The organism is Cupriavidus sp. 05L411 (genome assembly GCF_056398045.1).
Genome location: NZ_JBFTOQ010000014.1, coordinates 138,182 through 163,856 on the forward strand (window position 1 = coordinate 138,182; position 25,675 = coordinate 163,856).

Annotated in this window: 23 protein-coding genes; 14 read left to right on the forward strand and 9 right to left on the reverse strand. The window is 58.3% G+C overall.

Annotated features, from left to right (window positions below):
- Window positions 1-325: 325 nt before the first annotated feature.
- From dnaN to AC1DQR_RS18805, 5 genes are all read left to right on the forward strand, one after another.
- Window positions 326-1,450, forward strand: a complete 1,125-nt coding sequence (dnaN, locus tag AC1DQR_RS18785; protein ID WP_174424425.1) for a DNA polymerase III subunit beta — start codon at window positions 326-328, stop codon at window positions 1,448-1,450.
- 227 nt (window positions 1,451-1,677) lie between these two features.
- Window positions 1,678-4,215, forward strand: a complete 2,538-nt coding sequence (gene gyrB / locus AC1DQR_RS18790; RefSeq protein WP_441639316.1) for a DNA topoisomerase (ATP-hydrolyzing) subunit B — start codon at window positions 1,678-1,680, stop codon at window positions 4,213-4,215.
- Window positions 4,216-4,527: 312 nt separating this feature from the next.
- Window positions 4,528-5,412, forward strand: a complete 885-nt coding sequence (locus AC1DQR_RS18795) for a ParA family protein (RefSeq protein ID WP_477133514.1) — start codon at window positions 4,528-4,530, stop codon at window positions 5,410-5,412.
- Window positions 5,409-5,831 carry a hypothetical protein gene (locus AC1DQR_RS18800; RefSeq protein ID WP_477133515.1) on the forward strand — a complete coding sequence of 141 codons (423 nt, stop codon included), beginning with the start codon at window positions 5,409-5,411 and terminating at the stop codon, window positions 5,829-5,831. The genes AC1DQR_RS18795 and AC1DQR_RS18800 overlap by 4 nt, the downstream gene beginning before the upstream one ends.
- 1,199 nt (window positions 5,832-7,030) lie before the next feature.
- Window positions 7,031-8,086 (forward strand): DNA cytosine methyltransferase, encoded by a 1,056-nt coding sequence (locus AC1DQR_RS18805; protein WP_477133516.1) that lies wholly within the window; start codon window positions 7,031-7,033, stop codon window positions 8,084-8,086.
- Here AC1DQR_RS18805 and AC1DQR_RS18810 read toward each other — a convergent pair.
- A complete protein-coding gene (locus AC1DQR_RS18810) occupies window positions 8,083-8,898 on the reverse strand; it encodes a hypothetical protein (protein WP_477133517.1) in 816 nt (271 codons plus the stop codon). The two genes, AC1DQR_RS18805 and AC1DQR_RS18810, sit on opposite strands and share 4 nt — an antisense overlap.
- Before the next feature lie 62 nt (window positions 8,899-8,960).
- Between AC1DQR_RS18810 and AC1DQR_RS18815 the strand changes: the two genes are divergently transcribed.
- Window positions 8,961-9,371, forward strand: coding sequence for a very short patch repair endonuclease (locus tag AC1DQR_RS18815; protein ID WP_477133518.1), 411 nt, complete (start codon window positions 8,961-8,963; stop codon window positions 9,369-9,371).
- A 395-nt stretch (window positions 9,372-9,766) separates the two neighbouring features.
- Here AC1DQR_RS18815 and AC1DQR_RS18820 read toward each other — a convergent pair whose 3' ends face one another.
- Window positions 9,767-11,395 carry a TIGR04141 family sporadically distributed protein gene (locus AC1DQR_RS18820; protein ID WP_477133519.1) on the reverse strand — a complete coding sequence of 543 codons (1,629 nt, stop codon included), beginning with the start codon at window positions 11,393-11,395 and terminating at the stop codon, window positions 9,767-9,769.
- A gap of 1,873 nt (window positions 11,396-13,268) precedes the next feature.
- On the opposite strand from AC1DQR_RS18820, the gene AC1DQR_RS18825 reads away from it, so the two are divergent.
- The gene (locus AC1DQR_RS18825) at window positions 13,269-13,958 is read left to right on the forward strand and encodes an HNH endonuclease signature motif containing protein (RefSeq protein WP_477133520.1); all 690 of its coding nucleotides are present in this window, start codon (window positions 13,269-13,271) and stop codon (window positions 13,956-13,958) included.
- A gap of 147 nt (window positions 13,959-14,105) precedes the next feature.
- Here the strand turns inward: AC1DQR_RS18825 and AC1DQR_RS18830 are convergent, their stop codons facing one another.
- Window positions 14,106-14,387 (reverse strand): hypothetical protein, encoded by a 282-nt coding sequence (locus tag AC1DQR_RS18830; protein WP_477133521.1) that lies wholly within the window; start codon window positions 14,385-14,387, stop codon window positions 14,106-14,108.
- 573 nt (window positions 14,388-14,960) lie between these two features.
- Here AC1DQR_RS18830 and AC1DQR_RS18835 point away from each other — a divergent pair.
- The 6 genes from AC1DQR_RS18835 to AC1DQR_RS18860 all read left to right on the forward strand — a co-directional run bounded on the left by AC1DQR_RS18835 (window position 14,961) and on the right by AC1DQR_RS18860 (window position 19,008).
- The gene (locus AC1DQR_RS18835; RefSeq protein ID WP_477133522.1) at window positions 14,961-15,254 is read left to right on the forward strand and encodes a DUF1484 family protein; all 294 of its coding nucleotides are present in this window, start codon (window positions 14,961-14,963) and stop codon (window positions 15,252-15,254) included.
- A gap of 188 nt (window positions 15,255-15,442) precedes the next feature.
- Window positions 15,443-15,793, forward strand: coding sequence for a DUF1484 family protein (locus AC1DQR_RS18840; RefSeq protein WP_477133523.1), 351 nt, complete (start codon window positions 15,443-15,445; stop codon window positions 15,791-15,793).
- Window positions 15,794-15,998: 205 nt separating this feature from the next.
- Window positions 15,999-16,955: a M35 family metalloendopeptidase gene (locus AC1DQR_RS18845; protein ID WP_477133524.1), complete on the forward strand. Its 957-nt coding sequence runs from the start codon at window positions 15,999-16,001 to the stop codon at window positions 16,953-16,955.
- 530 nt (window positions 16,956-17,485) lie between these two features.
- Complete coding sequence (locus AC1DQR_RS18850) at window positions 17,486-17,923, forward strand: hypothetical protein (RefSeq protein WP_477133525.1); 438 nt, start codon at window positions 17,486-17,488, stop codon at window positions 17,921-17,923.
- Between the two features lie 103 nt (window positions 17,924-18,026).
- On the forward strand, window positions 18,027-18,467 hold the full coding sequence (locus AC1DQR_RS18855; RefSeq protein WP_477133526.1) for a hypothetical protein: 441 nt from the start codon (window positions 18,027-18,029) through the stop codon (window positions 18,465-18,467).
- A 103-nt stretch (window positions 18,468-18,570) separates the two neighbouring features.
- A complete protein-coding gene (locus tag AC1DQR_RS18860; protein WP_477133527.1) occupies window positions 18,571-19,008 on the forward strand; it encodes a hypothetical protein in 438 nt (145 codons plus the stop codon).
- Between the two features lie 119 nt (window positions 19,009-19,127).
- Here AC1DQR_RS18860 and AC1DQR_RS18865 read toward each other — a convergent pair whose 3' ends face one another.
- The 5 genes from AC1DQR_RS18865 to AC1DQR_RS18885 form a co-directional block, all read right to left on the reverse strand.
- A complete protein-coding gene (locus AC1DQR_RS18865; RefSeq protein WP_416050086.1) occupies window positions 19,128-19,472 on the reverse strand; it encodes a hypothetical protein in 345 nt (114 codons plus the stop codon).
- 275 nt (window positions 19,473-19,747) lie between these two features.
- Window positions 19,748-20,548 (reverse strand): hypothetical protein, encoded by an 801-nt coding sequence (locus AC1DQR_RS18870; protein ID WP_477133528.1) that lies wholly within the window; start codon window positions 20,546-20,548, stop codon window positions 19,748-19,750.
- A 115-nt stretch (window positions 20,549-20,663) separates the two neighbouring features.
- Window positions 20,664-21,407: a hypothetical protein gene (locus tag AC1DQR_RS18875; RefSeq protein ID WP_477133529.1), complete on the reverse strand. Its 744-nt coding sequence runs from the start codon at window positions 21,405-21,407 to the stop codon at window positions 20,664-20,666.
- Between the two features lie 13 nt (window positions 21,408-21,420).
- Window positions 21,421-22,998 carry an AI-2E family transporter gene (locus tag AC1DQR_RS18880; protein ID WP_477133530.1) on the reverse strand — a complete coding sequence of 526 codons (1,578 nt, stop codon included), beginning with the start codon at window positions 22,996-22,998 and terminating at the stop codon, window positions 21,421-21,423.
- Between the two features lie 67 nt (window positions 22,999-23,065).
- The gene (locus AC1DQR_RS18885; RefSeq protein ID WP_477133531.1) at window positions 23,066-23,572 is read right to left on the reverse strand and encodes an SMI1/KNR4 family protein; all 507 of its coding nucleotides are present in this window, start codon (window positions 23,570-23,572) and stop codon (window positions 23,066-23,068) included.
- 226 nt (window positions 23,573-23,798) lie between these two features.
- Here AC1DQR_RS18885 and AC1DQR_RS18890 point away from each other — a divergent pair, with 226 nt between their 5' ends.
- Window positions 23,799-24,551: a hypothetical protein gene (locus AC1DQR_RS18890; RefSeq protein ID WP_477133532.1), complete on the forward strand. Its 753-nt coding sequence runs from the start codon at window positions 23,799-23,801 to the stop codon at window positions 24,549-24,551.
- A gap of 8 nt (window positions 24,552-24,559) precedes the next feature.
- On the opposite strand, the gene AC1DQR_RS18895 is transcribed toward AC1DQR_RS18890, so the two are convergent.
- Window positions 24,560-25,636, reverse strand: a complete 1,077-nt coding sequence (locus AC1DQR_RS18895) for a helix-turn-helix transcriptional regulator (RefSeq protein WP_477133533.1) — start codon at window positions 25,634-25,636, stop codon at window positions 24,560-24,562.
- Window positions 25,637-25,675: the final 39 nt, after the last annotated feature.

The window sequence follows — 25,675 nt, forward strand, 5'->3', positions numbered from 1 at the left end:
CAACACCGGGGCATTGCGGAACATTGCCATGAAAACGGCCTGGGCTAAGGCTTTGCGGTGAGTCGGGACGAGCGGGCGGAGGGGGCGGCCAGCGACAACAGTCGCCAGCCACCGAAGAAGTCTGAATTTGTGTCGCTTTGCGCACAATTTCACCCTCCGATCGCGCTTCTCCCGCTTCACCGCAGCGGCTTATCCTTGGTACAATGGCGAATTAACTTGTTGATTCCAAAGCGTTTTGGAAGCGGTTTTGGAAACTGCGCAGCAAGTTAGTGCCAGTCAGTGCGCACCCGCGGTCGCTTACTACAAACGACGAAGGATAAATTCAATGCAATTGGTCAAAACCTCGCGAGACAATCTGCTGCGTCCGCTGCAAATCGTGAGCGGCATCGTGGAGCGCCGCCACACACTCCCGATCCTGGCCAACCTGCTGATTCGCAAGTCCGGGTCCAACGTATCCTTCCTCTCGACCGACATCGAGATCCAGATCACCACGCACGCCGAATGCGGCGTAGGCAGTGACACCGTGGCCACCACCGTGGCCGCCCGCAAGCTGCTCGACATCCTGCGCGCCATGCCCGACGGCGAAGTCGCCCTGTCGCTCAACGACAAGCGCATGACCGTGCAGTCCGGCAAGAGCCGCTTCGCGCTGCAGACCCTGGCCGCCGAAGAATTCCCCACGGTAGCCGAAGCCAGCGAGTTCGGCGCATCCGTCAGCCTGCCGCAAAAGACCTTCAAGCACCTGCTCGCCATGGTCCACTTCGCCATGGCCCAGCAAGACATCCGCTACTACCTCAACGGCATGCTGCTGGTGGTGGACGGCAAGAAGGTCATGGCAGTCGCCACCGACGGCCACCGCCTGGCCTACTGCGGCGTGGAGCTGGATACCGAAGCCACCAGTGGCGAAGGCGCCCCGTCGCGCCAGGAAGTCATCATCCCGCGCAAGACCATCCTCGAGCTGCAGCGCCTGCTGGAAGACAACGACGATCCCGTGCAAGTGCAACTGGCCGCCAACCAGGTCAAGTTCACCTTCGCCAATATCGAGCTGATCTCCAAGCTGGTCGAAGGCAAGTTCCCGGACTTCCAGCGCGTGATCCCCAAGGGCTACAAGAACGCCTTCGCCATCGACCGCGTCAAGCTGCAGCAAGCCCTGCAACGCACCGCCATCCTGACCACCGACAAGTTCAAGGGCGTGCGCTGCATCCTGGATACGCACGTACTCAAGATCAGCTCCACCAACGCGGATCAAGAAGAAGCGCAGGAAGAGCTCGAACTCGATTACTCGGGCGACGCGCTCGACATCGGGTTCAACGTCACCTATTTGCTGGACGTGCTCGCCAACCTCAAGAGCGAGCAAGTCCAGGTCAGCCTCGGCGACTCCAATTCGAGCGCGCTGATCACCGTGCCGGAAGACGACAACTTCAAGTACGTCGTCATGCCGATGCGCATTTGATGAGCCGGTAACAAGGACCACAAGATACGCAAAACCGGAGCATCTAACGGCACACCACGGCTTGCGCAGCAGCCCCAGGGGCCCCGCGCAAGACCCGCCGCACCAGGGGCCGGATCGTCGAGATCCGCCCCTTTTGCCGTTTTTATGTAACCCGCTATGCGGCCCGATCCGGGCGCGCCCATCCGGGCGTGACGAGAGATCGCCGCATTCGCCGTGAGTAAGAGAACATGACCGAAGAGCAACAACCGCAATCGCAACCGCAACAGCAAGACAGCTACGGCGCAGGCTCGATCCAGATCCTGGAAGGCCTGGAGGCGGTGCGCAAGCGTCCGGGCATGTACATCGGCGACACGTCCGACGGCACCGGCCTGCACCACCTCGTATTTGAAGTGCTGGACAACTCCATCGACGAAGCCCTGGCCGGCTGGTGCACGGAAATCACCGTCACCATCCACAGCGACAACTCGATCTCCATCACCGACAACGGCCGCGGCATTCCCCCGCTCGTCAAGTTCGACGACAAGCACGAACCCAAGCGCAGCGCGGCAGAAATCGCCATGACCGAGCTGCACGCCGGCGGCAAGTTCAACCAGAACAGCTACAAGGTCTCCGGCGGCCTGCACGGCGTGGGCGTGTCCTGCGTCAACGCCCTCTCCAAGTGGCTGCGCCTGACCGTGCGCCGCGACGGCCAGGCCCACCTGCTCGAGTTCGCCCAAGGCGCCGTGCAGAACCGCGTGGTGGAAACCGTGCCCGGCCCCGACGGCGTGCCCGTGGAAGTCTCGCCGATGAAGATCCTCGGCCCCACCGACAAGCGCGGCACCGAAGTCCACTTCCTCGCCGACGAAGAAATCTTCACCAACGTCGAGTTCCACTACGAGATACTCGCCAAGCGCATCCGCGAGCTCTCGTTCCTGAACAACGGCGTGCACATCCGCCTGGCCGACCAACGCACCGGCAAGGAAGAAGACTTCGCCTTCTCCGGCGGCGTCAAAGGCTTCGTTGAATACATCAACCGCGGCAAGAGCACCCTGCACCCCAACATCTTCTACGCCAACACCGAAAAAGACGGTATCGCCGTAGAAGTGTCCATGCAGTGGAACGACGGCTACAACGAACAAGTACTCTGCTTCACCAACAACATCCCGCAGCGTGACGGCGGCACCCACCTCACCGGGTTGCGCGCCGCCATGACGCGCGTGATGAACAAGTACATCGAAGAAAACGAGATCGCCAAAAAGGCCAAGGTAGAAACCACCGGCGACGACATGCGCGAAGGCCTGGCCTGCGTGCTCTCCGTCAAGGTGCCCGAGCCCAAGTTCAGCTCGCAGACCAAGGACAAGCTCGTCTCCTCCGAAGTGCGCCTGCCCGTGGAAGAACTCGTCGCCAAGGCCCTCGGCGACTTCCTGCTGGAAACCCCGGTAGACGCCAAGATCATCTGCGGCAAGATCGTCGACGCCGCCCGCGCCCGCGAAGCCGCCCGCAAGGCCCGCGAAATGACCCGCCGCAAAGGCGTGCTCGACGGCATGGGCCTGCCCGGCAAGCTCGCCGACTGCCAGGAGAAAGACCCCGCCCAGTCCGAACTCTTCCTGGTGGAGGGTGACTCCGCAGGCGGCTCCGCCAAGCAAGGCCGCGACCGTAAGTTCCAGGCCATCCTGCCCCTCAAGGGCAAGATCCTGAACGTGGAGCGCGCCCGCTTCGACAAAATGCTCTCCAGCCAGGAAGTGCTCACGCTGATCACCGCGCTAGGCACCGGCATCGGCAAGGACGACTACAACCTCGACAAGCTGCGCTACCACCGCATCATCATCATGACCGACGCGGACGTGGACGGCTCCCACATCCGCACGCTGCTGCTCACGTTCTTCTACCGCCAGATGCCCGACATCATCGAGCGCGGCCACGTGTATATCGCCCAACCGCCGCTGTACAAGATCAAGCACGGCAAGGAAGAGCGCTATATCAAGGACGACAACGAGCTCAACGCCTACCTGCTGCGCCTGGCCATGGAAAAGGCCGCCCTGGTCAACCCCGACGGCAGCGAAGTCGCCGGCGACGCCCTGACTGAGCTGGCCCGCCAGTACCAACTGGCCGAAGCCGTGATCGGCCGCCTGGCCCGCATCGTGGACAGCGACGCCCTGCGCGCCATTGCCGACGGCATCGAGCTGGACCTGGACAGCGCCGCCGCCGCCGAAGCCTCAGCCACCGCGCTCAAGGCCAAGCTGTCGGAAATGCACGCCAAGACCCTGCTGGGCGCTGCTGTGAATGACGACGGCACGGCAGATGTCTATGCGCAGTTTGACGAGAAGACGGACAAGCACCGCCTGATGATCGCCCGCCGGCATCATGGCAACGTGCGCCTGTCTCACCTGGACGCAGACTTTGTCCACGGCGCGGATTACGCTGCGCTGTCGCTGGCCGCCAAGACCTTCCAGGGCCTGATTGCGGAAGGCACCAAGGTGCGCCGTGGCGAGGGCGAGAAGATGCGCGACCAGACGGTGAATGACTTCCATGCTGCCATGCAGTGGTTGTTGTCTGAGGCCGAGCGTGGGGTGTCTCGTCAGCGCTATAAGGGGCTGGGGGAGATGAATCCTGAGCAGTTGTTTGAGACTACTCTGGACGTTACCCAGCGCCGACTGCTGAAGGTGCAGATTGAGGATGCTATTGCGGCGGATCAGATCTTTACGACGCTGATGGGGGATGAGGTTGAGCCGCGTAGGAACTTCATTGAGTCGAATGCGTTGGTGGCTCGGAATATTGATGTTTGAGCGGCATTAATGTAGAGGATCGGGGTTGGCTGGATTTCGTGCAGTATTGCTGGGCTAGGAATTCGGAATTGATTGGGCCAGCGTGCAATTCGTTCCGACCCTGAGCCGACGGCATGAATGTCGGTTCTCACAGTTAAAAGCAATAATCGGTGAAGGCTCTCGACGCGGAGCCTTTACTTTTACAGAACGGGTCGTCTGATCGGCAATGCCGTAGCGGTTGGGCGAGGTTATCGGGCGATCTCTGATGATGCAGATTTGAGAATAAACTCAATCTGACTAAGCTGATCGAGTCCCAAAAAGAGGAAATCAGGGATGGCTACCGTAGTTGGATTCATTAGTGAGAAGGGCGGTGTTGGAAAGACGACGGCCTGTTATCACATCGCCGTTGCCTTGAGTCGCTTTCATCGAAAGCGCGTTCTAGTTATTGATGCCGATTATCAACGTGGCGGCATATCCGGGCGCTTTTTTCCTCGACTTATCGAAGGTTTCGGTACGGGGGCGCCTACGGGGACAACGCTTTTCAACAAGTTCCAGCAGCTTTATAGCGCCTCGGCTCAAACGCCTGATGTCGATATTCTGTCGTGCGGTGTCGGGATGGACTTGATTCCGGCAGATCCGCGATTGTCGACAGTCTCTGTAGATAAATTGCCAAGCACGAATAACATTCGAGAGAACAATTTTTCATTGCTCTCTCATATGAAGACAATCAGCTTTGTACTAAACGAATTACATCAGGCGTACGACTATATTTTAATCGACTCGCACCCAGAGGTGTCCGATGTGATGAGAGCGATAATTTATGCGTCGGACTATTGCGTCTCTCCCGTTAAGCTGGATCGGCAGTCCTCTATTGGTGTTGCAACAGTAATCGGCGAAATACAAAATGTGAATAATGATATTGCGATGATTCGGCGCTCGCTCGGCGTTGAGGATCAATATAGAAATACTCATTTTTCGGGGGCTATGGGTATGATGGCCAGAGAGTATGGCGAGGTATTGAAGCAAAGCGAGCAGCTCGAATATAATCGGTTGCGCCACTCCGGCGAAATTTTTGAGAGTTACGTAACCGAGGGCGATGGGCTCCGGATTGCCGCAGCGAATAGGCAGTCGGTCTACGACGTCTCCGGGGCAAATGCTACAAAGCAGGCCGCACAGTTTCGGGCGTTGGCGAATGAATTTCTGCAGGTGTGCCCATGATTGAACTCGAGAAACTGATCGAATGGTTGGGCGTCGATGGCGCGATCGCTGGTCTAGATGTCAGCGATCTCACGTCAGCTGAATTGAGCGAATTGATGCCGGAGTATAAGCCCCACGGCCATTCCAAGATGAAGCGACGGGATATCATCAGGGCACTAGTCGAACGGAAGAGATCCGAGCTGACCAAGAAGCCGGAGGAATTGATGGGGATGGATGCCGACTCACTTAAGGCTTATTTTCTTTCCATCAAGGCCTCTAGGCGTGAAATATTGGAACTACTCGAATCTCTGGACATCAGGCCTGGAAGTGTCGCGCGGAACAATCTCACGGAGTTTGCTGCTCGAGAAATCAGTGATATCGGGATGTATAGGAGAGTCGCACAGGGCGCGAAAGCGAACGAAGACGATGCTCGCGAGTAGCGGCATTCCACCTTCGGCTTGCCGCACGGTATTTCGTGAAGGCGCCATGCAGCATGATGAGCGAGCTAGGAATGCCGTTCGATTTGCCGTAACTCTCGTGAAGACCAGCCCGCCGGATTAATCGAACTGCATGGCGCAGTTACCTCTTGGGTTGGCAATTGCGTCAGTAAATTTAAGAATTTAGGGGCTACGGAACTTGCTCTAAATCCTAAGGCCGCATTCGACGGTATGCCTGCATTCGCCAGATTGTGTTCCTCAACACAATCTGTGACCTCCAAGGTGCTCACCTAAATAGCGGTCAATTCCCTTCCGTGTCTCACGAATAGGACCTCGCGGCAATGGCTCTTGCATTGCAATCATGAGGTGGTGGATTCGAGTCCCACAGTTGAAACCCAAAGGAAGCAAAAGGTCTTCGCTATCAGCGTGCAGCCTGCGGTAGGCTTGGCTCAGGCACCGCGTGGATCTGCGGCGAAGCCAAGATACTGCGTGAATCAGGGAATCCACCCTGTGGAGGGTGGGCAGTACACATCTGGGGTGCACCGACGACCAGGCCAATACTTTCGAGTCCGTCCCACGCCAATGGCACCAAAGCTAGCGCGCCGTTCAGACCGCATCGCATGGGCAAAGATTCTGGAGTCACGTGAGACTGATATCTTTCCAAAGCCGGGCCAGCACCCCGCTCCGACCATCACGGCTCCCGATCTTCCCGCCTCGACCTGGTGGGGGATTGGGGGGCCACGGCGTCGTGCAAATCGCCGGACGTGTACCGCTGTGCTGAAGTGCCATCCTCCGATACGTCGGGCTTCGCAGACTCCCTAGGCCGACTTTGGCATGATGCACTGTATGTATACACAGGGGTTTGGGTATAATGCTTGTTTGAAATGTTGTATCGACATCGATCAGCGACGTCACAGTGCTCAAATCAATATGAACAAGAAGGCAGGGCTTTGCTCAATTGGCACGCCTCCTGAGAGGGCCGAGTTCACTATTGCTTGGTCTGTTAGATCAAGAAGTGATTGTGATCTTGAGTCACCTTGTGGTGACGCAACGCTGCTGTTCCCGGTAGCTCAGAAGTTGTGCTCCCAAGGGGAGCTAGAGCTGCGGTTGGCACGCCAATCGCGTGGACTGGATATTCATGAGGCATCCGTGGTCGTGGCCGGCGGATTCTCTTCGGCTATCTATTAAACGGATAGTATTCTATGAAAAAACAAGTGGTTTCTCTGTTTTGTGGCGCTGGCGGAATGGATTTTGGGTCGCATGCTGCAGGCTTTAATACCGCGTTGGCACTGGATAATTTCGCGGCGTCCACTGAAACTTTCAAGCAGCATTTTCCAGAAACAGATGTCGTAACTCAAGACATCTACGCATTCAATTCGTCGAAAAAGAATCCTTATCCTTCGGCGGACGTTTTGACTGGAGGATATCCTTGTCAATCGTTTTCTATGGGTGGTGTGCGAGATCCAGGTAAAGATGATCGATCAAATCTTTTTCTTGGCTTTGCTGATGCCGTCAACAAGATAAAGCCAAAAGTATTCATAGCCGAGAATGTCTCCGGACTCGCCAAGTTACAGAACGGCGAATGGTTCAAAAAGCAGCTACACGTCTATACCCACGAGCTAGATGTTAAGTATCGGGTTTACTGGAAGCTGGTTAATGCGGCTGACTATGGAGTGCCGCAAGTACGCAAGCGGGTTATTATTGTTGGTGTGCGCAGCGATATTGACGGCGATTTTGAGTTTCCCGAGCTTACGCATACAAAGGCCGAGTGGGCAAAAAAGAAGGGTTTGCTGCCCTTTACTTCTCACGGCGAGGCGATAAAGCACTTGCCAGCGCACCCGGTTGGGGAGTACTACGAGCGCCCTCATGACCCAGAAGGCAACTTCTCTTGGTACTTTATGTCCCGCAATCGTCGACATCGCTGGGATAAGCCTGCCTTTACTGTTGTCGCGAACTTCCGCCACATTACACTTCACCCGGCATCGCCAGTTATGGAGCTGGAGTGGAGCAATCTAGCTGATGGGTGGAAACAGAAATGGCGTTTCACGGACGTCCACGATCATCTTGAATTCGACACTTCGTTCCCGAAGCTTGACCCTCCCCGTCGATTGTCTTGGCGTGAGGCCGCTGCCATTCAAACGTTTCCTGCCGACTTCAATCCAACGGGAGATTTGGCTGAGAAGTTCGAACAGATCGGTAACGCCGTTCCTCCGCTGCTGATGCAGCGGATCATGGAGCAAGTCAAGAAATTACTTTAATCTCCGAACATTCTAGATACTTTTGCTCGCAGGCTCTCGATTGCTGGTCGATAGTCTGCGAGCGTAAATAACTCCGTGCCGTGCAAGCGGTCAGCAATTTTGGGGTAGTATTTGAATTGCGCGCCAGAGAGGCCGTACCACTCGTACACGACTTCATTGTTTTCATCTTTCCCGACCAAACGCCGGCCTTCTAGAGACCAATTCGCGGGCGGCGGTAGGGCGGCATGAAAGCTCGAAACCTGGTAGGTTCGCTCGCCGTCGGTCATCGGTGAATACAGGAGCGAGATATACACGCAATCTTGCTCGACGAAAGACTTGTTTGTCCCTTGGATGCTATTGAGATATGCGCCCTCCGACGCTTGGCGCTCTATGCGTTGGCGATCAAGAATTGCCTGACCGAAATCTGCGGCACCTTGCCCTGCTCGGAACATGTCTTCTGTGAGGCCGCGTTCTGCACAAAGTACCCAGTCCTTTGCGCTTGAATTCGAAAGCTCCATGTGCGAACGCATCGCGGCTTGTTGTGTTGGATAATTAAGCAGCTTTGGAAGCTCCTTGGTTTTTATTGACGCTCCGCGAACAGCAATCCCTCCACCCTCATTGGACTGCACGACAAAGTCATAGAACGCCTTGTTCTCGGTCGTCTTACCATGTAGCAACTCGGCGAAACAACGTTCGATTTGCCGAAATTCTGCTCGGGTGCTACCGTCTTCCTCTCGAAGGTTGCCTGAGCCGTCACGGTAGCTACCCAGAAACTTCTTGAGCAGCGTTAGTTCCGATCCGGTTGCATTGCGAGTTAGAAAGGCGCGTGACATAGATTTCCCTATTATTTTTCTCAAGAGAATACACGTAAAACGTGACTTTAGGGTTACTAAAAATGGTGGATCGTCTAAACAGGGAAGATAGAAGTCGTGTCATGCGTGGGATAAAGAGCACGAACACTAAGCCCGAGCTCGAAGTGCGCTCCTTACTGCATCACCTTGGCTACCGCTTTAGGCTCCATCGGCGGGATCTTCCTGGCAAACCAGACATTGTGTTGCCCAAGCATCGTGCGGTCATCTTTGTGAATGGCTGCTTCTGGCATTGCCACACTTGCAAGATGGGCCACGTACCGCGGAGTCGAACTGAGTACTGGGCGCCGAAGCTGCGGAGAACGCAAGAGAGGGATGTTCGTAATTATGCGATGCTTGGTGAACTTGGTTGGCGGGTAAAGGTTGTGTGGGAATGTGAGGTCAATGACCAAAAAACCTTGTCATCAGAATTAACCGCCTTCTTCGCTCAAGGCTAAGTGGCGGATTTCCCCTTACCTTTGCAAGAGCGAGTGGGAGGCTGTTGTGGATGATGCTGACTCCGCCCTATGCTTATTGACCATGATTGCCGAAGTTGCATGACGCTTGCTCTGGCTCTGGCTCTGGCTCTGGCGGTGGCATAGCTTGTCGAATTGGTGCGTTTCAGTACTGCCGGGGTCCGCTAGAACTGCAGAACCGCAAAGACGATCAGACCCAGGATCGGTACGCTTGCAGGAGGAGCGTACCAAGGCGCCGTCGCCGATCGGTCGGCTCGCGGCGTAGTGATTGAAGTAACAACTGCTTAGACACTGCGCTTTCACCAAGAGCGGAAGTTTTGCAACTTCGCGTTAGTGCCCGCTCGCACTCCATGCGGGTAGTTAGAGAATCAACCGGGCTAATTCCGTGCAGCGGCCTTTCGTGCCTTGCATCTCTTCTTCACGATTAATTGGGGGGCGACAGTGATGGCGGCTATCTGAACTCGATAGCCCAGTGCGCGAAGGGTTTTGATTGCATTGCGCAGCGTGACCTTGGAGAAGAAAGGTAACTCGGAGGGCAATTTCTTTACTGTCGCCACCGCATATATCACACAGTAAGATTTGGCATCCGGTCTCACCTTGGCATCCTTCAGCTTGAATTCGGCCGGTAGTCTTTCATTCAATCGGAGCCTGAAATCGTCATCTTTTACGAAAGCCTCGGCAGCGACGTATCCTTGTGCAAACAGATGGCTCAAGGTACTAGAGCTTCGGTAATATTTCACATGAATAAGATCGCTTCCATTTCGGATAAGATCGCAAAATTCCACTTTGTCATATTGTCCGCCAATCTTCGTGTTCTTCTTGTCCATCAATGCGAAGCTAGCGTCATTTGCGGCAACTAGTGTGTTGTAGTCCTCCTCTCGATCATGGTCATAGATCGGGAAGTCGAATGAATATGTCTCAAGGTCCGCGAGATAGGTATCGATCCTTTTGACAAAGTCAACGTCCACTTGAAACCAAATTCCGTTGCGCAGTATGAACCTTTCAGCGCCCAATGCAAGCTCTGCGTATAAGCATCGGTATGCGGCCCAAGATTTCACGGCCTGATAATCAACATTATTGACGTGTATCGCCTGCGATTTAAGCGTTTCGGAGGTGGGGGCTCGCTCCTTGGATTTTAAATAATCAAGCAAATCGCTCAGTTTCAGGATGACATGCCGTGGCGTGTTTGGGTACAGATCGAAGGAGTAACCAATCTGGCCTTCCCAATCGACTACTTCTGGTTCGCCAAGCCACAGCGCTTCGCATGATGTATTCGCCAAAGCATCATCGAGATAACTATCCAGTATCTCAATTGTTTCGAGATCCTTGATCCTCCGGATGTTGTCTACCCACTCGAACTCGGCAGGGAGTTTTCCTGTGTACAGTCTCATGGATTCATCTAGAATCGCCGGGATTCCGCTGAGTTCTGTTTCGACCGCGATCGTAAGAGCATCCCTTCCGGTCACCTGAGAACCAAAAATCGGTATGAGCGACGCCCCCGTGACGGCGTAGAGCATCTCTAGCTCGGAGTCCATGTCGAGATCGAAAATGTCGACGTCCGTCGTACTTTGTGTGCGCGAATTTAGTGGATTATGATCGTAGCTTGCCTTGTCGATACTACGCAGCTTGTCGGGATCCACGGATGCTAGGGTTACCCGTAGACCGAAATCACGTTCGATTGCCTCACTCTTCAGCAAGTGGACGCCGGATCCGAACGTCAGTACGAAGGTACGCTCGTTTCGTTGAACGATAAGTGCTGCGCCGACTGTTCGAGTGGTGCCAAAGGCAGCAGATGGTACGGTCTGACCATTCGTGAAAAGAGCTGTCCAAGGTGGTGGTGCTTTTGGTCGGTCTCTTTTGATATAGAGGGTAGATTTGCTACCGCTCACGTCCAGTGCAATTGGCGTGGCAGCGTCATCAACCTTGACAAGAGTCTCATCACTGGTAGCGCCCTCCTTCGCTAGATAGATGGATAGCTTCTCCTTCCGTCTTTTCCTATCGTTCATCGCTCTCTCCCGCGCGAGCTTGCGGTCCCACTACACTGTCGTCTAACTGCTAGCAAGGCAGGCCTGAGGTGCGTGGGACGACTCGCACGGTCTGGCGCACTTACCGCTCCTTTGTTGCTACCTCAAGAACCTACCTGTTTTGGTATACCTGTCGAAGGAATAGACGTGTTCGGAGGGATGTTCTTCACAGCGCCCCACCAGTCGCTCCGGGAATTCTCTCCTTCCGTCGCTCAAATGAACTGTTTCTCCGCAGACGGGACACCTTCCAGAATATCGGACCAAACGGATTACTCGATGCGGTTCCTCAGGTGCCGATCTTTCTCGGGAAAGCTCAAGCTGAACGTTAAGCTCGCGGAATGATACTAACGCATCCGGTGACACTATGATGCGGCGATCAATAAGATTCGAAATTGGTCGCAGAATCGAGATTCCAAGCCAGGCGGCCATTGCACCAAAGAGGAGTAGCAGAACGACTCCCCCGATTTGAGGGGAAGACCATGAGCGTGCTATTCCCACCCAGGTCCAAACTAAGGCAGTGCCGACGGACACGATTACGGTGGCGCCAAATCCAATAAAACTGGCTCGCCGCCAACCAGTTAATACGAACCCAGTTCGCAACAAGGGCTTTACCCAGAATGCTGGCTCTAGGGTTAGTTCGCGGACATAGGAGATGTCGGCCGCTAGGGGGGCCGTTGGAGGCTCTTCGACTGTAGGGATTGGTAGGAACTCAATTGAATACGTCGAGCTATTGCCTGCGCCACCGGCCCCCGGTAATTTCTTCGGCCACGCGTAGACGGTGGCGCCAGCTTGCCGAGCCGTATCCTGGAAGCCACTTCTGCGCTCTTCGAGGCGGTGTTCCAAATCCTTCCAGACTTTGGATAGCCAGGCAGTTGCCCCTTCCGCAGGGACCCGCTGTTGTATCAACTCCGCGATGTTGGCTGAATTAAACACAACCGATTGCCGGCCACTGGCAATCCTCTCCAGTGTTTCTGTCGCTAATGCGCGCGCAACCATTAACGCCTTTGTCTCGCGCCCGTACTGTTGGCAAAACGCCAAGAACGCATTGAGAGCGAGGAGGCGGTCGGATATTTCCTCCCCGCGCGGGACGCACTCGATTACTGATAAAGTACTGATTTTATTGGAAAAATTTCCGTGTTCCACGGTTTCTCTCATCGTTTGCAAGTGTTTTTCTATCGCAGTTATGACTACGCTTCCATTTACCCAACATGGAGGTCAAATATGTCTCAACGAACAAAATTGTGGACGTTTTTTATAGCTGGTGTACCCGTCCTTGTGAGGGAGTTGCCGATAAACAACATTTCTATATTTCATCCCCGGAATCAGGCAGTACGTGAGCGCGTTGAGCCGATTTGCCGCAACAGGGGTTTCTGGAGCGCTGAATACAAGAACTGGGTTGTGTTCGAACAATTCCGAGACGTGGTTTTGTATGAGCTGCAGCTTCTCACAGACAGTCCACTGGCGCCGAGCCGCATCTAGGCTGGCACCCGCTACCTTCGGAAATAGTGTGAGATTACCTTGCTTGGATTTGCGGGAACACCGATTTCAGGTGTTCCCGATTATTTTTCCTGTTGTGGTGTGGTTCGTCAGAATTTTTGTGTGCAGGGCAGCTAAAGACCTGCCGGGCAGATGGGGTCGCGCTCTGGAGCAAGTATTTAAATACTGGGGTTGTGTGAATCAATCCTCATAGAGGATCGCGACTTGATTGATTGCTGCCTTCCACCTTCCAATCACGCGTGGCGCTGCCCCACTGGAACTTCCCGTCGGTCGGATGGCTCACTCAAATCGTAGAGAATATGAGAGTATTCCGAGATAAATCGGGAGCGAGTAAAGGGATAGATGGGCGGATGGAGTGATGCAGAACTGGCTGCGGCCGTCGACGCCTACAGGCATATGGCACGGCGCCGGGCGGCCGTACAACAAGCGCGAAGTTCATCGGGGGCCCCAGAGCCAGCATGGGTGCACAGAAAGTGCATTCGAATACCGGATGCGGAACATCTCGGCCGTGCTGCAAGAGATCGGTGAGGATTGGCTTCCCGGGCTGAAGCCGGCCGGCAATGTCGGCAGCAACATTAAGGAGCGCCAACGTTCGCTCCTCAGCCGCACTGAGAAGCTCAGCTCTAGGCAGATTCAAGAGCCGGTTCCTGATGGGTCCTGGCCGAGCAGAAGGACAACCCAGGCAACCGTCTACGACCGAGATCCCGAGGTCGCGCGAAAAGCAAAGCAGCGCGCCAGCGACGCCCGATGCGAATGCTGTGGCGAACTCGGCTTTGAGACGGATGCAGGCGGCCACTACCTGGAAGCACATCACGTCGTACCGCTGAACTGCGGTGGTCCCGATGCGGTTTGGAATGTCGTAGCAATCTGTTCGATCGATCACCGGCGCGCGCACTTCGCGAAAGACAGGTTAGCCGTTCGCGATCAGTTGGTCGGTGTCCTTGGCGATCACTATCCCGATCGGCTCGGGGAACTGCGTGAACTCTGCCAGTCTATGAATGCGCATTCGCACCTTGCTGAGGAGTTCGAACTAGATCCGAATTCCTGAACGACGCATTGAGCGTCCTCCTTCATGCCCATGTTGCCCGCGGATTTGCTGTCATTGTTCCGCCAATCTGTTCGAAATTGCGGGTGGCGCTTGTTATTTGGTTCTTAGCTCTGAGACCGCGCTTGGCTGTGGGTCTTGCCGGGCCGCCTATTTCACTTCTTGCCGAACCTTCTTCAAATCCCGCGCAATCCGCTCCAGTATTGGCGACGTGTGCCCGTTGCCCTCGTCGGTCCGCCCGGTAACCAGCCAATACGCATACTGCGGCCAAATCTCCGCCATCTTCTCGATCATTTCCTGCGTGAAGCGCTGCTTTCCCCGGCACGCGTTCTTCCAGCTGTCCGCCTTGATCCCAGTCAAGTCTTCCATGTGCTTGTACCGGCGATGGCCTTCCGCCACAAAATCTATCAGTTCCTCGACGCGATCGCGCATTTCAATTAGGATAATTTATCCTTGTTGGGTACATTCATGCACATGCCGCATCGCGGCCCGAGTGGGGATGCGATGCGGCATGGCTGGTAATGACCGCCCGCAGTGACTTCTTCGCCATCGGCTAGACGGATCTGTTCGTGCACGGCCTGTAGGCCGTTGTCGGACGCGGCCGTACCTCGGGCAAGGGTTCCAGGCATGCGTGGGGCGTCAGCAAAGTGCGCCACGCTTCCAGAGGGAACAAGAATCGCATTATGGCTTATGCCCAAGCTTCCTATGGCGGTTTGCTGAGTCCTGCGTCGCCAAACGTCGCGCCTGCTCGTCAGCCTTCGCAAGATCGCTACCACTGAATCAAAAACGGGATCCCTGTCAGTCCCTCACGAGAGGGGACCTGCAGGACATAACCGGGGTAATCGCAGTACCCAGCACCCGCCAGTACCTTGGCGGGGAACGGGTTGTTAAGCGTTTGGGGAACGAGGCAATCGCTGCCCCTTCTGCCGGTCGGCCAAATCCAGCAAGCCGACACGGGCGGGACGACCACACAACACATCCTGCTTTTCGCCAAAAGGTGATCCCATGACCGCACGTCTGAAAACTCTCGCTCCCGCCGCCGATCCATCCGAGCTCAGCATGCTTGCCCAAGCGTTGCTCCCGGAGGAGTCCACGTCTACGCCGACCGACTCCACCCACGAAACCATCCACCAATCCTGCCACGACCTCCTGCGCGTCAGCGCAGGCCTGGAATCCCTCCTGCTCCTGCTGGAGCTACAGGCCGACGAGCAAGCCGCCAACAACGGCCTGCATGCCCTGCTGGCGCCGCTAAAGCAGCAGCTGGACCAGGCAGTGAACCGCGTGCAAGCGCTGTACTGAGCCACACCCGTTCCCCACACCTGCACCGCGGCCCGCAAGGCCGCAGGCGGTGGGGAGTCACACGCCTATCAAGGCAAGCACCCGCCGCCGCCGCGTGCCGGGACGATGGTCGCCAACGCCGCCCATCGCCATACCGATGTCCGCGATTGCACCCTGACCGCACCCCGATCACAAAACAGGAGGTACCCATGACCGCCCGCCAACGTCGCCCGCGCACCGCCGCCGAAGCACGGGAAGCCGCCGTGGAAGCCAGGCTGATCGCCGAGCCCTTGCTGCCGGGCAACGAAGCTGGTCCGAGCCACGAGGCTACCCACCAAGGCTGTCATGAACTGCTGCGCATCAGCGCGCATCTGGAATCCGTCATTACGCTGCTGAACCTGCACGCGGGCGATAGCCGTCTGCATGCCTTGCTGATGCCGCTAAAGCAGCAGCTGGACCAGGCATTGAACCGGTGCCGGCGCTGTACCCGGGCCTGCGGGGTTCGTTCGCGATCTGCGCCTGCGTCGCGGGTTGCCGCTGATGCGGGGCGGATCGAGTAGTCGGCAAGCCGAGCCAACACTGCTGTCGCCCTGCGCGGCGTCCGGATGAGAACCCGCCTCCCAACTTCATGGCGCATTCCGCTCACTCAGGGAATTTTCTTCGCGTTCTTGCAGAAATTTCCCAAAGCCGATCGGGCGATCCGCGGGCACATTGGCAAGGTGTCCGACCACTTTGCGTGTCGGCGACCTGACAACGGAGGATGGTATGCAGGATATGCGAGAGGCCCTGAAACATGGCGACGAGACCGGCACCGGCGGGGTGCTGATGTCCACAGTGATCGGCTTTACGCATCACGGTGTCGCCGTTGCGGCGGAGGGCGACCACGCTACCTGTCCAGCTTGCAAGGTGGGTGGCCCGGTGATGAACGACGCCTATCCGGACTTCACGCTCATGGACGGGCGCCAGATTCTGGTGCGGGGCGCCAGGGTGATGTGCCAATGCGCGGACAAGCCGCTGGTCATCCCGTCACAGCGGGATTTCATCATTCAGGTGAACCGGGGAGGCCGCCTCCAGCCTTCGGTTGCGCCAGGCACTTACGCACCAAGCGCCGCTGAGAAGTTGTCTGACGGGCCAAGCCACCTCGTGGATGATTCGGAGCGGATCTGTGCGAACATGAGCAATGCGGAGTTTGTCAGCCTCGTTCTCAGGCTCCGCGACACGGCCGTTTTGTGCTGCGGCAAGAGGTTGGTGGAGCTTCGAAGGTGGGGCCACGCGGATCGGGCGCGAGTTGAGACGTGGTTTGGCGTATCCGATGAAAGGGTCCGCCAACGCCTGCTTGAGGGCATTCCCCGTATCGAGTCGATCCTCAGGAGCCTGACCGCCGACAACTTTGTTCGATACTCCGACGAGAAGATGGAATACATTGGTTGCACGCCTAAAACACGCAACAATCCGGAAATCGCGGCCGCAGTATGCGCTCCGGATACGAAGACGCACACCATCGCCATTGCGCCTAATTTCTGCACGTTACCCCACTATGCCGACAGTATCGATTCGCAGTTGCTAACGCTGGTGCATGAGGTTTCCCACTTCCAGGATGCCATGGCGACCGAAGATCCCTTCTATCGGCTATATACAGCCAAACAGCAAGCCGCGGCAAAGAACCCGCGGTGTATCGAGAACGCAGATAGCGTGGCCGGCTATGTCATTGTCAAAATCTAAGTACTGCCGCACTCTCGTAGCAGCGGCTGCGATCCTTGTTCAGCCTGCACTGGCGTGCAGCTTCAACATTGCATTCAACACAAGCTTCGAGTCTGATACTGATCGCTTGCCGGCTTCAGAAGTGCGCCGACTGGCAGAGTGGATGATCGACGGGCCGGGGAAGTATGAAAACAAGGAGAGCTTCCATATCTTCCTGTACGAGGCCCCTCTCGCCGGTATCAGTCGTGCGCGCGCGCGCAAACGCGTATCTCACTTGGAGCACCTTCTGACGACGCTTGACGTGCCCGTAAGCAGGATCTCCATGGAGATCGGCAGTTACAAGCCAGGCAAATCCGAGTTGCCGCCCAGCTTCGCGCAAATCGACTTCCTACCAGGATGTCCGCACCCTTGCTGCCCGGGTCCGGAACCGACCTCGCAGATTCGCTAGGCGTGCGCTAGAGGACGTCTCCCTGTCCGGCAGCCTGTTGTCAAACGGCAGGCTGCGGCAAAGAACCCGTAGTGCATCGAGAATGCCGACAACGTGGCCGCCTATGTCATTGTCCAAGTACTTCCGCACGGTTGCTGCAGCAGCAGCGATCTTGGCGCAGCCCGCCCTGGCTTGCAGCTTCAATATTTCCTTCAACAGCCATTTCGAGCCCGGTGCGGATCGCCTGCCCGCATCGGAAGTTCGCAGAATGGCGGAGTGGATGATCGACGATCCGGCATCCTATGAGAACAAGAAGGGCTTTCACATTGCCCTGTATGAGGCCCCCGCGTTTGGTGTCAGTCATGCTCTCGCGCGTAAGCGCACAGCTCACTTGAAGCAGTTGCTGACGACATTTGGTGTGCCGGCGAGCATGATCTCCATGGAAATCGCCCCCTACAACCAAGGCAAATCGATGGCGCCGAATTTTGCGCATATCAATTTCATGCCGGGGTGCCCGCACCCTTGCTGCCCAGGTCCGGAACCGACCTCGCAGATTCGCTAGGCGTGCGCTAGATGACGTCTCCCTGCGCGGCAGCCTCTTGTCAAACGACAGGCTGCGGCAAAGAACCCGCAGTGCATTGAGAATGCCGACAACGTGGCCACCTATGTCATTGTCCAATTACTTCCGCACGGTTGCTGCAGCAGCAGCAATCTTGGCGCAGCCCGCCCTGGCTTGCAGCTTCGATATTTCCTTCAACAGCCATTTCGAGCCCGGCTCGGATCGCCTGCCGGCTTCGGAAGTGCGCAGACTGGCGGAGTGGATGATCGACGACCCGGCAGCCTTTGAGAACAAGGAGGAGTTTCACATTCTCGTCTACGAGGCCCCCACCGTTGGTGTCAGTCATGCTCTCGCACGCAAGCGCGCATCTCACCTGGAGCATTTGCTGACGACTTTTGGTGTGCCGGTGAGCATGATTTCCATGGAAATCCCCCGCTACAAACTTGGCAAGTCGGCGGAGCCGCCGAATTTTGCGCATATCAATTTCATGCCGGGGTGCCCGCACCCTTGCTGCCCGGGTCCGGAACCGACGTCGCGGATTCGCTAGGCGTGCGCTAGATGACGTCTCCCTGCGCGGCAGCCTGTTGTCAAACGGCAGGCTGCGGCAAAGAACCCGCAGGGCATTGAGAATGCCGACAACGTGGCCACCTATGTCATTGTCCAAGTACTTCCGCACGGTTGCTGCAGCAGCAGCAATCTTGGCGCAGCCCGTCCTGGCTTGCAGCTTCAATATTTCCTTCAACAGCCATTTTGAGCCCGGTGCGGATCGCCTGCCCGCTTCGGAAGTTCGCAGAATGGCGGAGTGGATGATCGACTCTCCCGGGAAATATGAGAACAAGAAGGAGTTTCACATCGCCCTGTATGAGGCACCCGCGTTTGGTGTCAGTCATGTTCTCGCGCGTAAGCGCACAGCGCACTTGACGCAGTTGCTGACAACATTTGGTGTGCCGGCGAGCATGATCTCCATGGAAATCGCCCGCCACAACCCAGGCAAATCGCTGGCGCCGAACTTTGCAAATATCGATTTCATGCCGGGGTGTCCGCACCCTTGTTGCCCAGGTCCGGAACCAACCTCGCAGATTCGCTAGGGGTGCGCTAGATGACGTCTCCCTGCCCGGCAGCCTGTTTGCCAAACGGCATCGAGCTGGAGGCGCTGCGCGCCGAGATCAAGCGCCGCTGACGCGGCAGGATCTGGCGTCCACGTTCCTCACCGGCCCCCCTTCCTGCACCTGTCGATATGAATCTTTCTCAGTTTCGCCGGCGATATCTGCGGCATGTCGTACGCAATGTTGGTCGCCTCGGTGGCCGTGGAGAGAAAGAGCGGGTCGCCGCCGCCAACCTGATTCACTTTCGTCAGTACATCTTGCCTGGGCACCCCCGTATCGCGCTGTTGCGCGGCCATGAAAAGGAGGTCGGCTACGCACTGGCAGACCGACATCCTTTGCGCCTTGCTGACGTCGCCTTGGCTCGCTGGCGTTTGCGCACAGGCTGCGGCAGCGGCAAACAGGGCAACGGCCGCCATCATTGCGGCTCGTGCAGCTTGGTGATGCATGTTGTTTTGCCCCCTCTTCTGTTGAGGTGGTCTGGTCCTGCCACGCTGGCTCCGCGCTTGTGACTATTATTCACTTGTGCAAGCGGCGATCTGTGTGGAACCGAACCTTCGGCGTCACTTTCTGCGCTCCGCTCGCCTTGGTTGGCTGCCGGCTACCAGGCGCTGAGCCTGCCGTGGATCAACGCGGCTTGCTGGCAAGCCGTTTGTAGGCGCATCGATTTTTACCCGGGGCTGGCCCAGGCGAATGCGAGGTGACCCGGGGCGTGCTGCGCGTGTTACCGCGCGCCGTCGCGATCGCCACGCTCAGACGGCTTGTTTCCCTTCACCAGTTCCGCACCCACGCCAATCATGACGCCGCCGGTCCCAACCGTCGTGGAGACGGCCGTCTCGGTGATGGTCTTCGATACGGCTCGCGTGTAGGCGTCAACCTGCACGCCAGCGCGGACGTGTGCCTGGACGGTCTGGGGCATCTGGATGGCCCGGGACGTTGAGGTGAGCGATTGCCTGAACAGGTTTTGCAGTCCCGACCGGATCGACGCGATCAGCAGCGCCAGCAGTGGGACGGAGAGCAGCATGATGGATAACTTGAACAGTCCCAGCTTCATGGGGTCTCGAGCGGCCTTTGCGGCGTAGAGGATGCTGAATGCCGCGTATGCGATCAGCACCGGCTGTCCGAGGAACCCTTGCAGCCCTACCGCGCGCAGGACTGGCGCGGGGAAGAGTAGTACGTACAACAGCACACTGGCGATGGCTAGCGGCAGTAGCTGGACGATGGACGCCAGCGTCTTGGCGATGTTGAAGAGCACCCAGAGCACAACCAGGATGCCTAGCGGCGGAAACAGGGCGGCGGCAACGGTGAGCGCCAGCGAGATCACGATGCTGCCGGCAATCTCCGCCCAGTGCCCTTCGGACACGATGTAATACAGCATGCAGAGTATCGCGGCTGCGGCAACCGTCAGGAGAAAGCGCACCGGCTCGTCATAACTGTGGGGGACGAGCGCGTTGCGTAGCATGAGCAGCCCCGCGAATATCGACAGGTACACGAAGAATCTCAGGATTCGGCTGGCTGCCGTCATGGGTTAGGTTTCCTCTACTTTTTTATCTGACAATGCGGCGCCGCTATCGCGTGACGCGCTTGTTTTTTGCAACCGGGGGACGCACCGTCCGATCCGGTACCGCACTAGCCGTGACTTACCTGGCGCCGAAGTGCAGCGCCAACTGCAGCGCAATCGATACCACGCTCAGGCTCAGCGCGGCCGCGATGGCATAGCGGGTGCGCTTTGTGCCCTGCAGCTGCTCCGCACGGAGCTTGGCGAGTTGTGTCTGCGCGGCCTGGGCGAGTTGGCTTTCCATGCCTTGGAGCAGTGCCTGGTTCGCCGATTCCATCTTGGCTTCGGCGGCTTCCACGCGTTGCACGCAGCCGATGAGCTTGAGGGCTTGTTCCTGGGACACGCCCTTGGCTTGCAGCAGGCCTTCGTTGGCGGCGTGGATCGCGGTTTGCTGCTGCGCGAGTTCGTCCTGCTGGGCGCGGATCTGCTTGTTCTGCTCGGCAAGCGCGGTGGCTTGCTGGCGCAGTTGTGATTGCTGCTCTAGCAGCACCTGCTGCTGGTCGCTGAGGACCTTGGAGATGGCGGTGTTGACGGCCAGCAGTTCCGCGGATCGCTGGGTCAGGCTGCCAATGGATTGGCTAAGGTCAAGGCTGGCGTCCTGGATCTTGTCGTCGAGGTCGTTCCACCAGTTGCTGACAAAATTGCTGCTGGATTTCTCGCGGCGCAGGCGGGCCAGGCGATTGCCGTCGCCTTCGGTGGCGTTCTTGGCGTCTGCCATGCGGGAGACCAGTTCCTGGATCTTGCCGGAACTAAAAATATGCTCTGGCAGTTCCACCGAGGAGAATGCGTGAACGATCTGTAGATCCTGCTTGCCTGCGTAACTCATGCTGCTGTCCGTGTTAGAGATTGTTCAGGAAGGCGTCGATTTGCTGTTGACGGTGTTCGAGGCTGGCTACGCCTTCGTGGCTGCGGCGAACCTGCTCGCGCGTCTGGGTATTGGTGTGTTCCAGGCTGGCGAGGGTGAGCGCGCTCGTCTGTCCTGCCTGGCCATAGGCTGCGCCGATGTCGGCGTAGCCCTGCATGGCTTGGGCGTACTGTTCGACATTGCGCAGGGAGGCGTCACACAGGGCGCGCAGTTCTTCCGCGAACCCGGCGCGGCGTTGTGCGTCGGCCATGAGTTCGTCCAGCAGTGTCTCGTCGCGTGCCTGCCGGTCAAACGCGCTGTCGATCTGATAGGCGAGGTACGCGGACAGCAGGCCGCTGACAATGCCCACCAGCACGGGGGACACCACATCGGCAAATGGCTTGAGGAAGGGAATGGTGAGCATGAAGGCTGCCACGCTCTCTTCAAGCAGCACGCCGACCGTGGTGGCGACGACGGTGGCAAGGATCTTCAGCGCGGCCTGCATGGCCTCGCGCGGCGTCATGTGTGCGGGCCGCATGGCGATGAGCTTGAACGCGCGATAGAGGCCGAGCAGTACCTCGCGCAATGCGGTGACGATGCGTTTGGCCGTGGTGATGAACGAATTGATGAGGAACGTGAGCAGATTGCTCATGAAGCCGCTGACGCCGCCGCCAAGCAGCTGCCCCATGGCATCTGGCAGCTTTGCGGCCACGGTTTGGATGACGCGGCCAAGGCGCTCGCGAATGTCCTGGAAGAGCGTTTTTCCTGCCTCCACGCCCCGTTTGATCAGGACCTTGAACTCATTGAACAGGCCGTTGACCAGTTCGGTTAGCAGCAGCCCTAGCGCCTGGCGCACGGCCATGCGCGCGGCTTGGTCCAGGCCGGTGGTCAGGAGCTCGCCCGTTTGTTTCTTGAGCAGGCTGGTGTCGATGGTGGCGTTGATCTTGTCGGAGGCCGTGCGGTAGGCCTCGTCCATGCGCTTGGGATCCACCTCGTAGTGCTCGGCGTTGGTTTTGTCGTCCTGGCCGGCTTTATTGGCACGGGCCCATTCCTGGGCATCCTTGTCGCTCTTCGATCGGTTCAGGCTGGCGTCGGTGCCGACCAGGTTGGCGTCGTCGTTGAGGAGCGTCTTGATCTTGTCGACGCTGGCAGTGCCGTCCTTGACTTCGCCAAGCGCGAGGTGCGCGCGGGGATCGGTGGCAACGGCCTTGAGCGCAATGACATGGTCGAGGTCGAAGTCTTCGCTGAGCGGCTTGCCGGTGTAGCCATCGATGCCGCTTTGCGCCGCGCTGTCGCGCTTGCGTTGCCAGTCGGTGGTGCTTGCCGCGTAGCTGGCGCGATCGAATTCGTCGGCGCTTTGCCGGAAGCGCGCGTATCGCGCCTTGTCATCGTCCGTTGCGGTGGTGCCTTGGGCGAAGTTGTGGGCGGTGGTGACGTTGCCGCCGGTCTTGTCCTGGAACATCGCCGTGGACAAGCCAAAGGGGCCGATGATCTGGGCAAGCACATGCTGCTGGCAATCGTCGAATAGGGTTTGAAGCCGTTGCTCACGCAGCTGCGTTGCGGATTCTCTCATTGCTTGCTCTTGCTTCTCTTGGTTGGGCTTGGCTGGACTTGGCTGGACTTGGCTGTGGTTCGCTTGTTTAGCGCTGGCGCTCAGTGAATTGCGAGAACCATTGGCCGAAGCTGTCCGCAATGCGCTCTCTCTTGGGGGCGTCGTGCCACAGGGCGATGACCTGGCCGTACTGGCCGCCGGTATCCGGATCCAGGTCCAGGCAGAGGTGATCGCCGGCGCCGTTGTAGGTGAAGGGGATCCATTTTGGCGACCACCACAGTGGCTTCACGCCGGGATCCGGCCTTGCGGTCATTTGCGCGAACTCGCCGCTGGCCCAGAGTGCGTGCCACACCTTCCACTCACGCAGCACGCGTGTGGTGGATAGGAATTCGGTACCGTCGAAGAGCCATTCGGCATGGCGATCCTGGCCGTCGTGCACCAGCAGGCATTGCACGTAGTCATCGGGCAAGGACACGCCGAGCTCGCGCTCAAGGTCTGCCACCCGTTCGGCCGATGCGGGTGGGTTGAGTCCTGCCAGACGGTCCGGGTGGTGTGCTGTCAGCCGGGCTATCCGGCGTTGCCATTGCGTGTTCATCTTGGATTCCAGTGATGCGCGTTGCCGTGTGATGCGTTCGCCAATTCCAGATCGGCCATTCCTCGGATAACTTTAGGGAAATCCTGGATCTTTTTTCTTGGGCAGCCGGTTGAGGTTGCATGGCATTCAACCGCATGACAGGCGTGCATATTGGAGGCGATACCGGACAGTGAATTGTCCGGTGCGGGCAGCAGACTTGCGGCTACCGATACACAGGAGCCTGCAAATGCATCAGAACGACCCCCTCGACATGACCATTGGCCACGACGTGCTGACCCCGATCAAGCCGCTGCGGGTTGCGATTCAGCGGTGGGGTTTCTCGGCGGAGGAGGTGCAGGGCGTGATCATGGATTGCCCGACGTTTGCGGGTGCCCTGGAATGGATGCAGGCCGGGCATGCCGGCGCGCGCGCCGATGTGGTTGTCCACCTGGTTGACGCTGCGCGCCTGACCGGCGCTAACGGGGGCGCGATGTGGAATGCCATGGGGCCGGTGCAGGCGATGAGGAAGGCGCGCAACACCGGCAGCCTTGAGATTGCGCTTGTGCTTGGTGCTGCCAGCCAGCTGCCGGCCGTCCGCGCGGGCAGCTGGATCCTCGCTGGTTCGCGCAGCCTGGCGAGCGCGCTGGGCATTCTCTTGCGCTCGACGCTGGATCCGGCCGCGCTGTTGCCTGCGGGCAGCGAGCCGCTCAGGTGGCTGCGGGAGCTGGCATCGCTGGATACCACCTGCTTGCTGCTGCAGCAAACCGACCCCGCGCCCGAGCGCCTGGCCGGCAAGATCGAAGAGGATCTGGTCGCCCTGATCGGTGGAGGCTACGCGGCGCCCTCCTGGGTCTCCATTGCGGGCCCGAGCGCGGCCATTGCCGCGCTGCGCCAGCGCACCGGGGTCATCGCCCGGCGCTTGCGGTACTCCGCGCGCCCTTTCGAAAAGGCGAGCGCGGATCTGGTGGTTGCGTTTCCCTGGCCGGATCTGGTGCGTTAAGGCTTTCCTTACGTGACCGACCCCAAGGCCGATGGCTGCGTGGCCGTTGGCCCGGCGGTGTGGTCATCGTCATCGCCATCGTTGCAGCCGTCGTCGGCGTACAGGGAAGCCGCTTCCCGGAGGAGCTTGCCGATCTCGCGCCGGACACTTGCCGGGGCAATGACCTCCACAAACGGCGAGCGCTCCAGCAGCAGATTGTTCAGCGCGATCGACGGCGCTACGGTGGCGGTCAGGACAAAGCCGCCCTCCTCCTCGGTGATGCACTGATCGTCGGAGAGCCGCACGGATCGGAACTGGCTTGGGACGGACCCACGCTCGCGCACGCGCAGAACGAGTGGCTCGGGCGTGCTGGCGAACCACTCCAGCGCCTTCTCCTCCTTGATAAAGGCCTGCAGGTCGAACCCGTGCTCACGCTTGAGCACGAAGCCGCGGTTCTCCACCGCAAGCATGCGGTCGAGCCGCATCAGCCATGGCGAGCCCTGCTTGCCGCTGGAGCGCCGGTGCTTGACCACCAGGTACCAGAACGAGCCCTTCTCGACGATGGCATAGGGCAGCACCTCGTATTCCTTGGGCTGTGTGATCTCCCTGGCTGCCACCTGGTAGCGCACGAACAGCGTCTGGTCCAGGTACAGCGCGGCCCAGATGGTCTCGAAGAACTGTTCGTCGACTGTTGGCGGGATCAAGGGGTAGCCGGCGTCCAGGCGCGCGGTCTTGCCCATCCACGCCAGCGCGCTCTCTGAGCGGCTGTCGATGGGGTTCGCGCGGAGCACGCGGGCAGCGCCTTCAAAGTACCCTTCGAGGTCGCCGATGACACTATTGGGAAGGTGGTGCCGTGCAAGCTGACGCAGCTTGAGCAGCGCCAGCGAAAGATCGATCGATGGCCGCACGGCAGCTGCCGGCCCGTTTGCCAGCAGTCTCCACTGTCTTGCGGAGCCATTGCCCTCACCCGCGAGGTAGTTCTGTTGCTCCAGCGCGGCGAAGGCACGGCGAACGTCCTTTTCCTGATCCCCCGACATCCCCAGCTTTGCCATGACTGCCTGCTTGAGTTCGGGAGACTTCCATGCGTCGCGACGCTGCGAAGCCATGATGTCCAGGACAGCGCGTTGCACTTCGGCGGGAGTCGG

What these genes read in the sequence shown, in the direction of transcription:
- AC1DQR_RS18810 (WP_477133517.1), bottom strand. Translation starts at nt 8,898, where the DNA reads ATGTCACGCGCCTTTCTAACTCGCAATGCAACCGGATCGGAACTAACG.
- AC1DQR_RS18805 (WP_477133516.1), top strand. Translation starts at nt 7,031, where the DNA reads ATGAAAAAACAAGTGGTTTCTCTGTTTTGTGGCGCTGGCGGAATGGAT.
- AC1DQR_RS18860 (WP_477133527.1), top strand. Translation starts at nt 18,571, where the DNA reads ATGTCATTGTCCAAGTACTTCCGCACGGTTGCTGCAGCAGCAGCAATC.
- AC1DQR_RS18820 (WP_477133519.1), bottom strand. Translation starts at nt 11,395, where the DNA reads ATGAACGATAGGAAAAGACGGAAGGAGAAGCTATCCATCTATCTAGCG.
- AC1DQR_RS18880 (WP_477133530.1), bottom strand. Translation starts at nt 22,998, where the DNA reads ATGAGAGAATCCGCAACGCAGCTGCGTGAGCAACGGCTTCAAACCCTA.
- AC1DQR_RS18795 (WP_477133514.1), top strand. Translation starts at nt 4,528, where the DNA reads ATGGCTACCGTAGTTGGATTCATTAGTGAGAAGGGCGGTGTTGGAAAG.
- AC1DQR_RS18815 (WP_477133518.1), top strand. Translation starts at nt 8,961, where the DNA reads ATGGTGGATCGTCTAAACAGGGAAGATAGAAGTCGTGTCATGCGTGGG.
- dnaN (WP_174424425.1), top strand. Translation starts at nt 326, where the DNA reads ATGCAATTGGTCAAAACCTCGCGAGACAATCTGCTGCGTCCGCTGCAA.
- AC1DQR_RS18840 (WP_477133523.1), top strand. Translation starts at nt 15,443, where the DNA reads ATGACCGCCCGCCAACGTCGCCCGCGCACCGCCGCCGAAGCACGGGAA.
- AC1DQR_RS18855 (WP_477133526.1), top strand. Translation starts at nt 18,027, where the DNA reads ATGTCATTGTCCAATTACTTCCGCACGGTTGCTGCAGCAGCAGCAATC.
- AC1DQR_RS18895 (WP_477133533.1), bottom strand. Translation starts at nt 25,636, where the DNA reads ATGGCTTCGCAGCGTCGCGACGCATGGAAGTCTCCCGAACTCAAGCAG.
- AC1DQR_RS18890 (WP_477133532.1), top strand. Translation starts at nt 23,799, where the DNA reads ATGCATCAGAACGACCCCCTCGACATGACCATTGGCCACGACGTGCTG.
- gyrB (WP_441639316.1), top strand. Translation starts at nt 1,678, where the DNA reads ATGACCGAAGAGCAACAACCGCAATCGCAACCGCAACAGCAAGACAGC.
- AC1DQR_RS18825 (WP_477133520.1), top strand. Translation starts at nt 13,269, where the DNA reads ATGCAGAACTGGCTGCGGCCGTCGACGCCTACAGGCATATGGCACGGC.
- AC1DQR_RS18870 (WP_477133528.1), bottom strand. Translation starts at nt 20,548, where the DNA reads ATGACGGCAGCCAGCCGAATCCTGAGATTCTTCGTGTACCTGTCGATA.
- AC1DQR_RS18875 (WP_477133529.1), bottom strand. Translation starts at nt 21,407, where the DNA reads ATGAGTTACGCAGGCAAGCAGGATCTACAGATCGTTCACGCATTCTCC.
- AC1DQR_RS18865 (WP_416050086.1), bottom strand. Translation starts at nt 19,472, where the DNA reads ATGCATCACCAAGCTGCACGAGCCGCAATGATGGCGGCCGTTGCCCTG.
- AC1DQR_RS18845 (WP_477133524.1), top strand. Translation starts at nt 15,999, where the DNA reads ATGCAGGATATGCGAGAGGCCCTGAAACATGGCGACGAGACCGGCACC.
- AC1DQR_RS18800 (WP_477133515.1), top strand. Translation starts at nt 5,409, where the DNA reads ATGATTGAACTCGAGAAACTGATCGAATGGTTGGGCGTCGATGGCGCG.
- AC1DQR_RS18885 (WP_477133531.1), bottom strand. Translation starts at nt 23,572, where the DNA reads ATGAACACGCAATGGCAACGCCGGATAGCCCGGCTGACAGCACACCAC.
- AC1DQR_RS18830 (WP_477133521.1), bottom strand. Translation starts at nt 14,387, where the DNA reads ATGCGCGATCGCGTCGAGGAACTGATAGATTTTGTGGCGGAAGGCCAT.
- AC1DQR_RS18835 (WP_477133522.1), top strand. Translation starts at nt 14,961, where the DNA reads ATGACCGCACGTCTGAAAACTCTCGCTCCCGCCGCCGATCCATCCGAG.
- AC1DQR_RS18850 (WP_477133525.1), top strand. Translation starts at nt 17,486, where the DNA reads ATGTCATTGTCCAAGTACTTCCGCACGGTTGCTGCAGCAGCAGCGATC.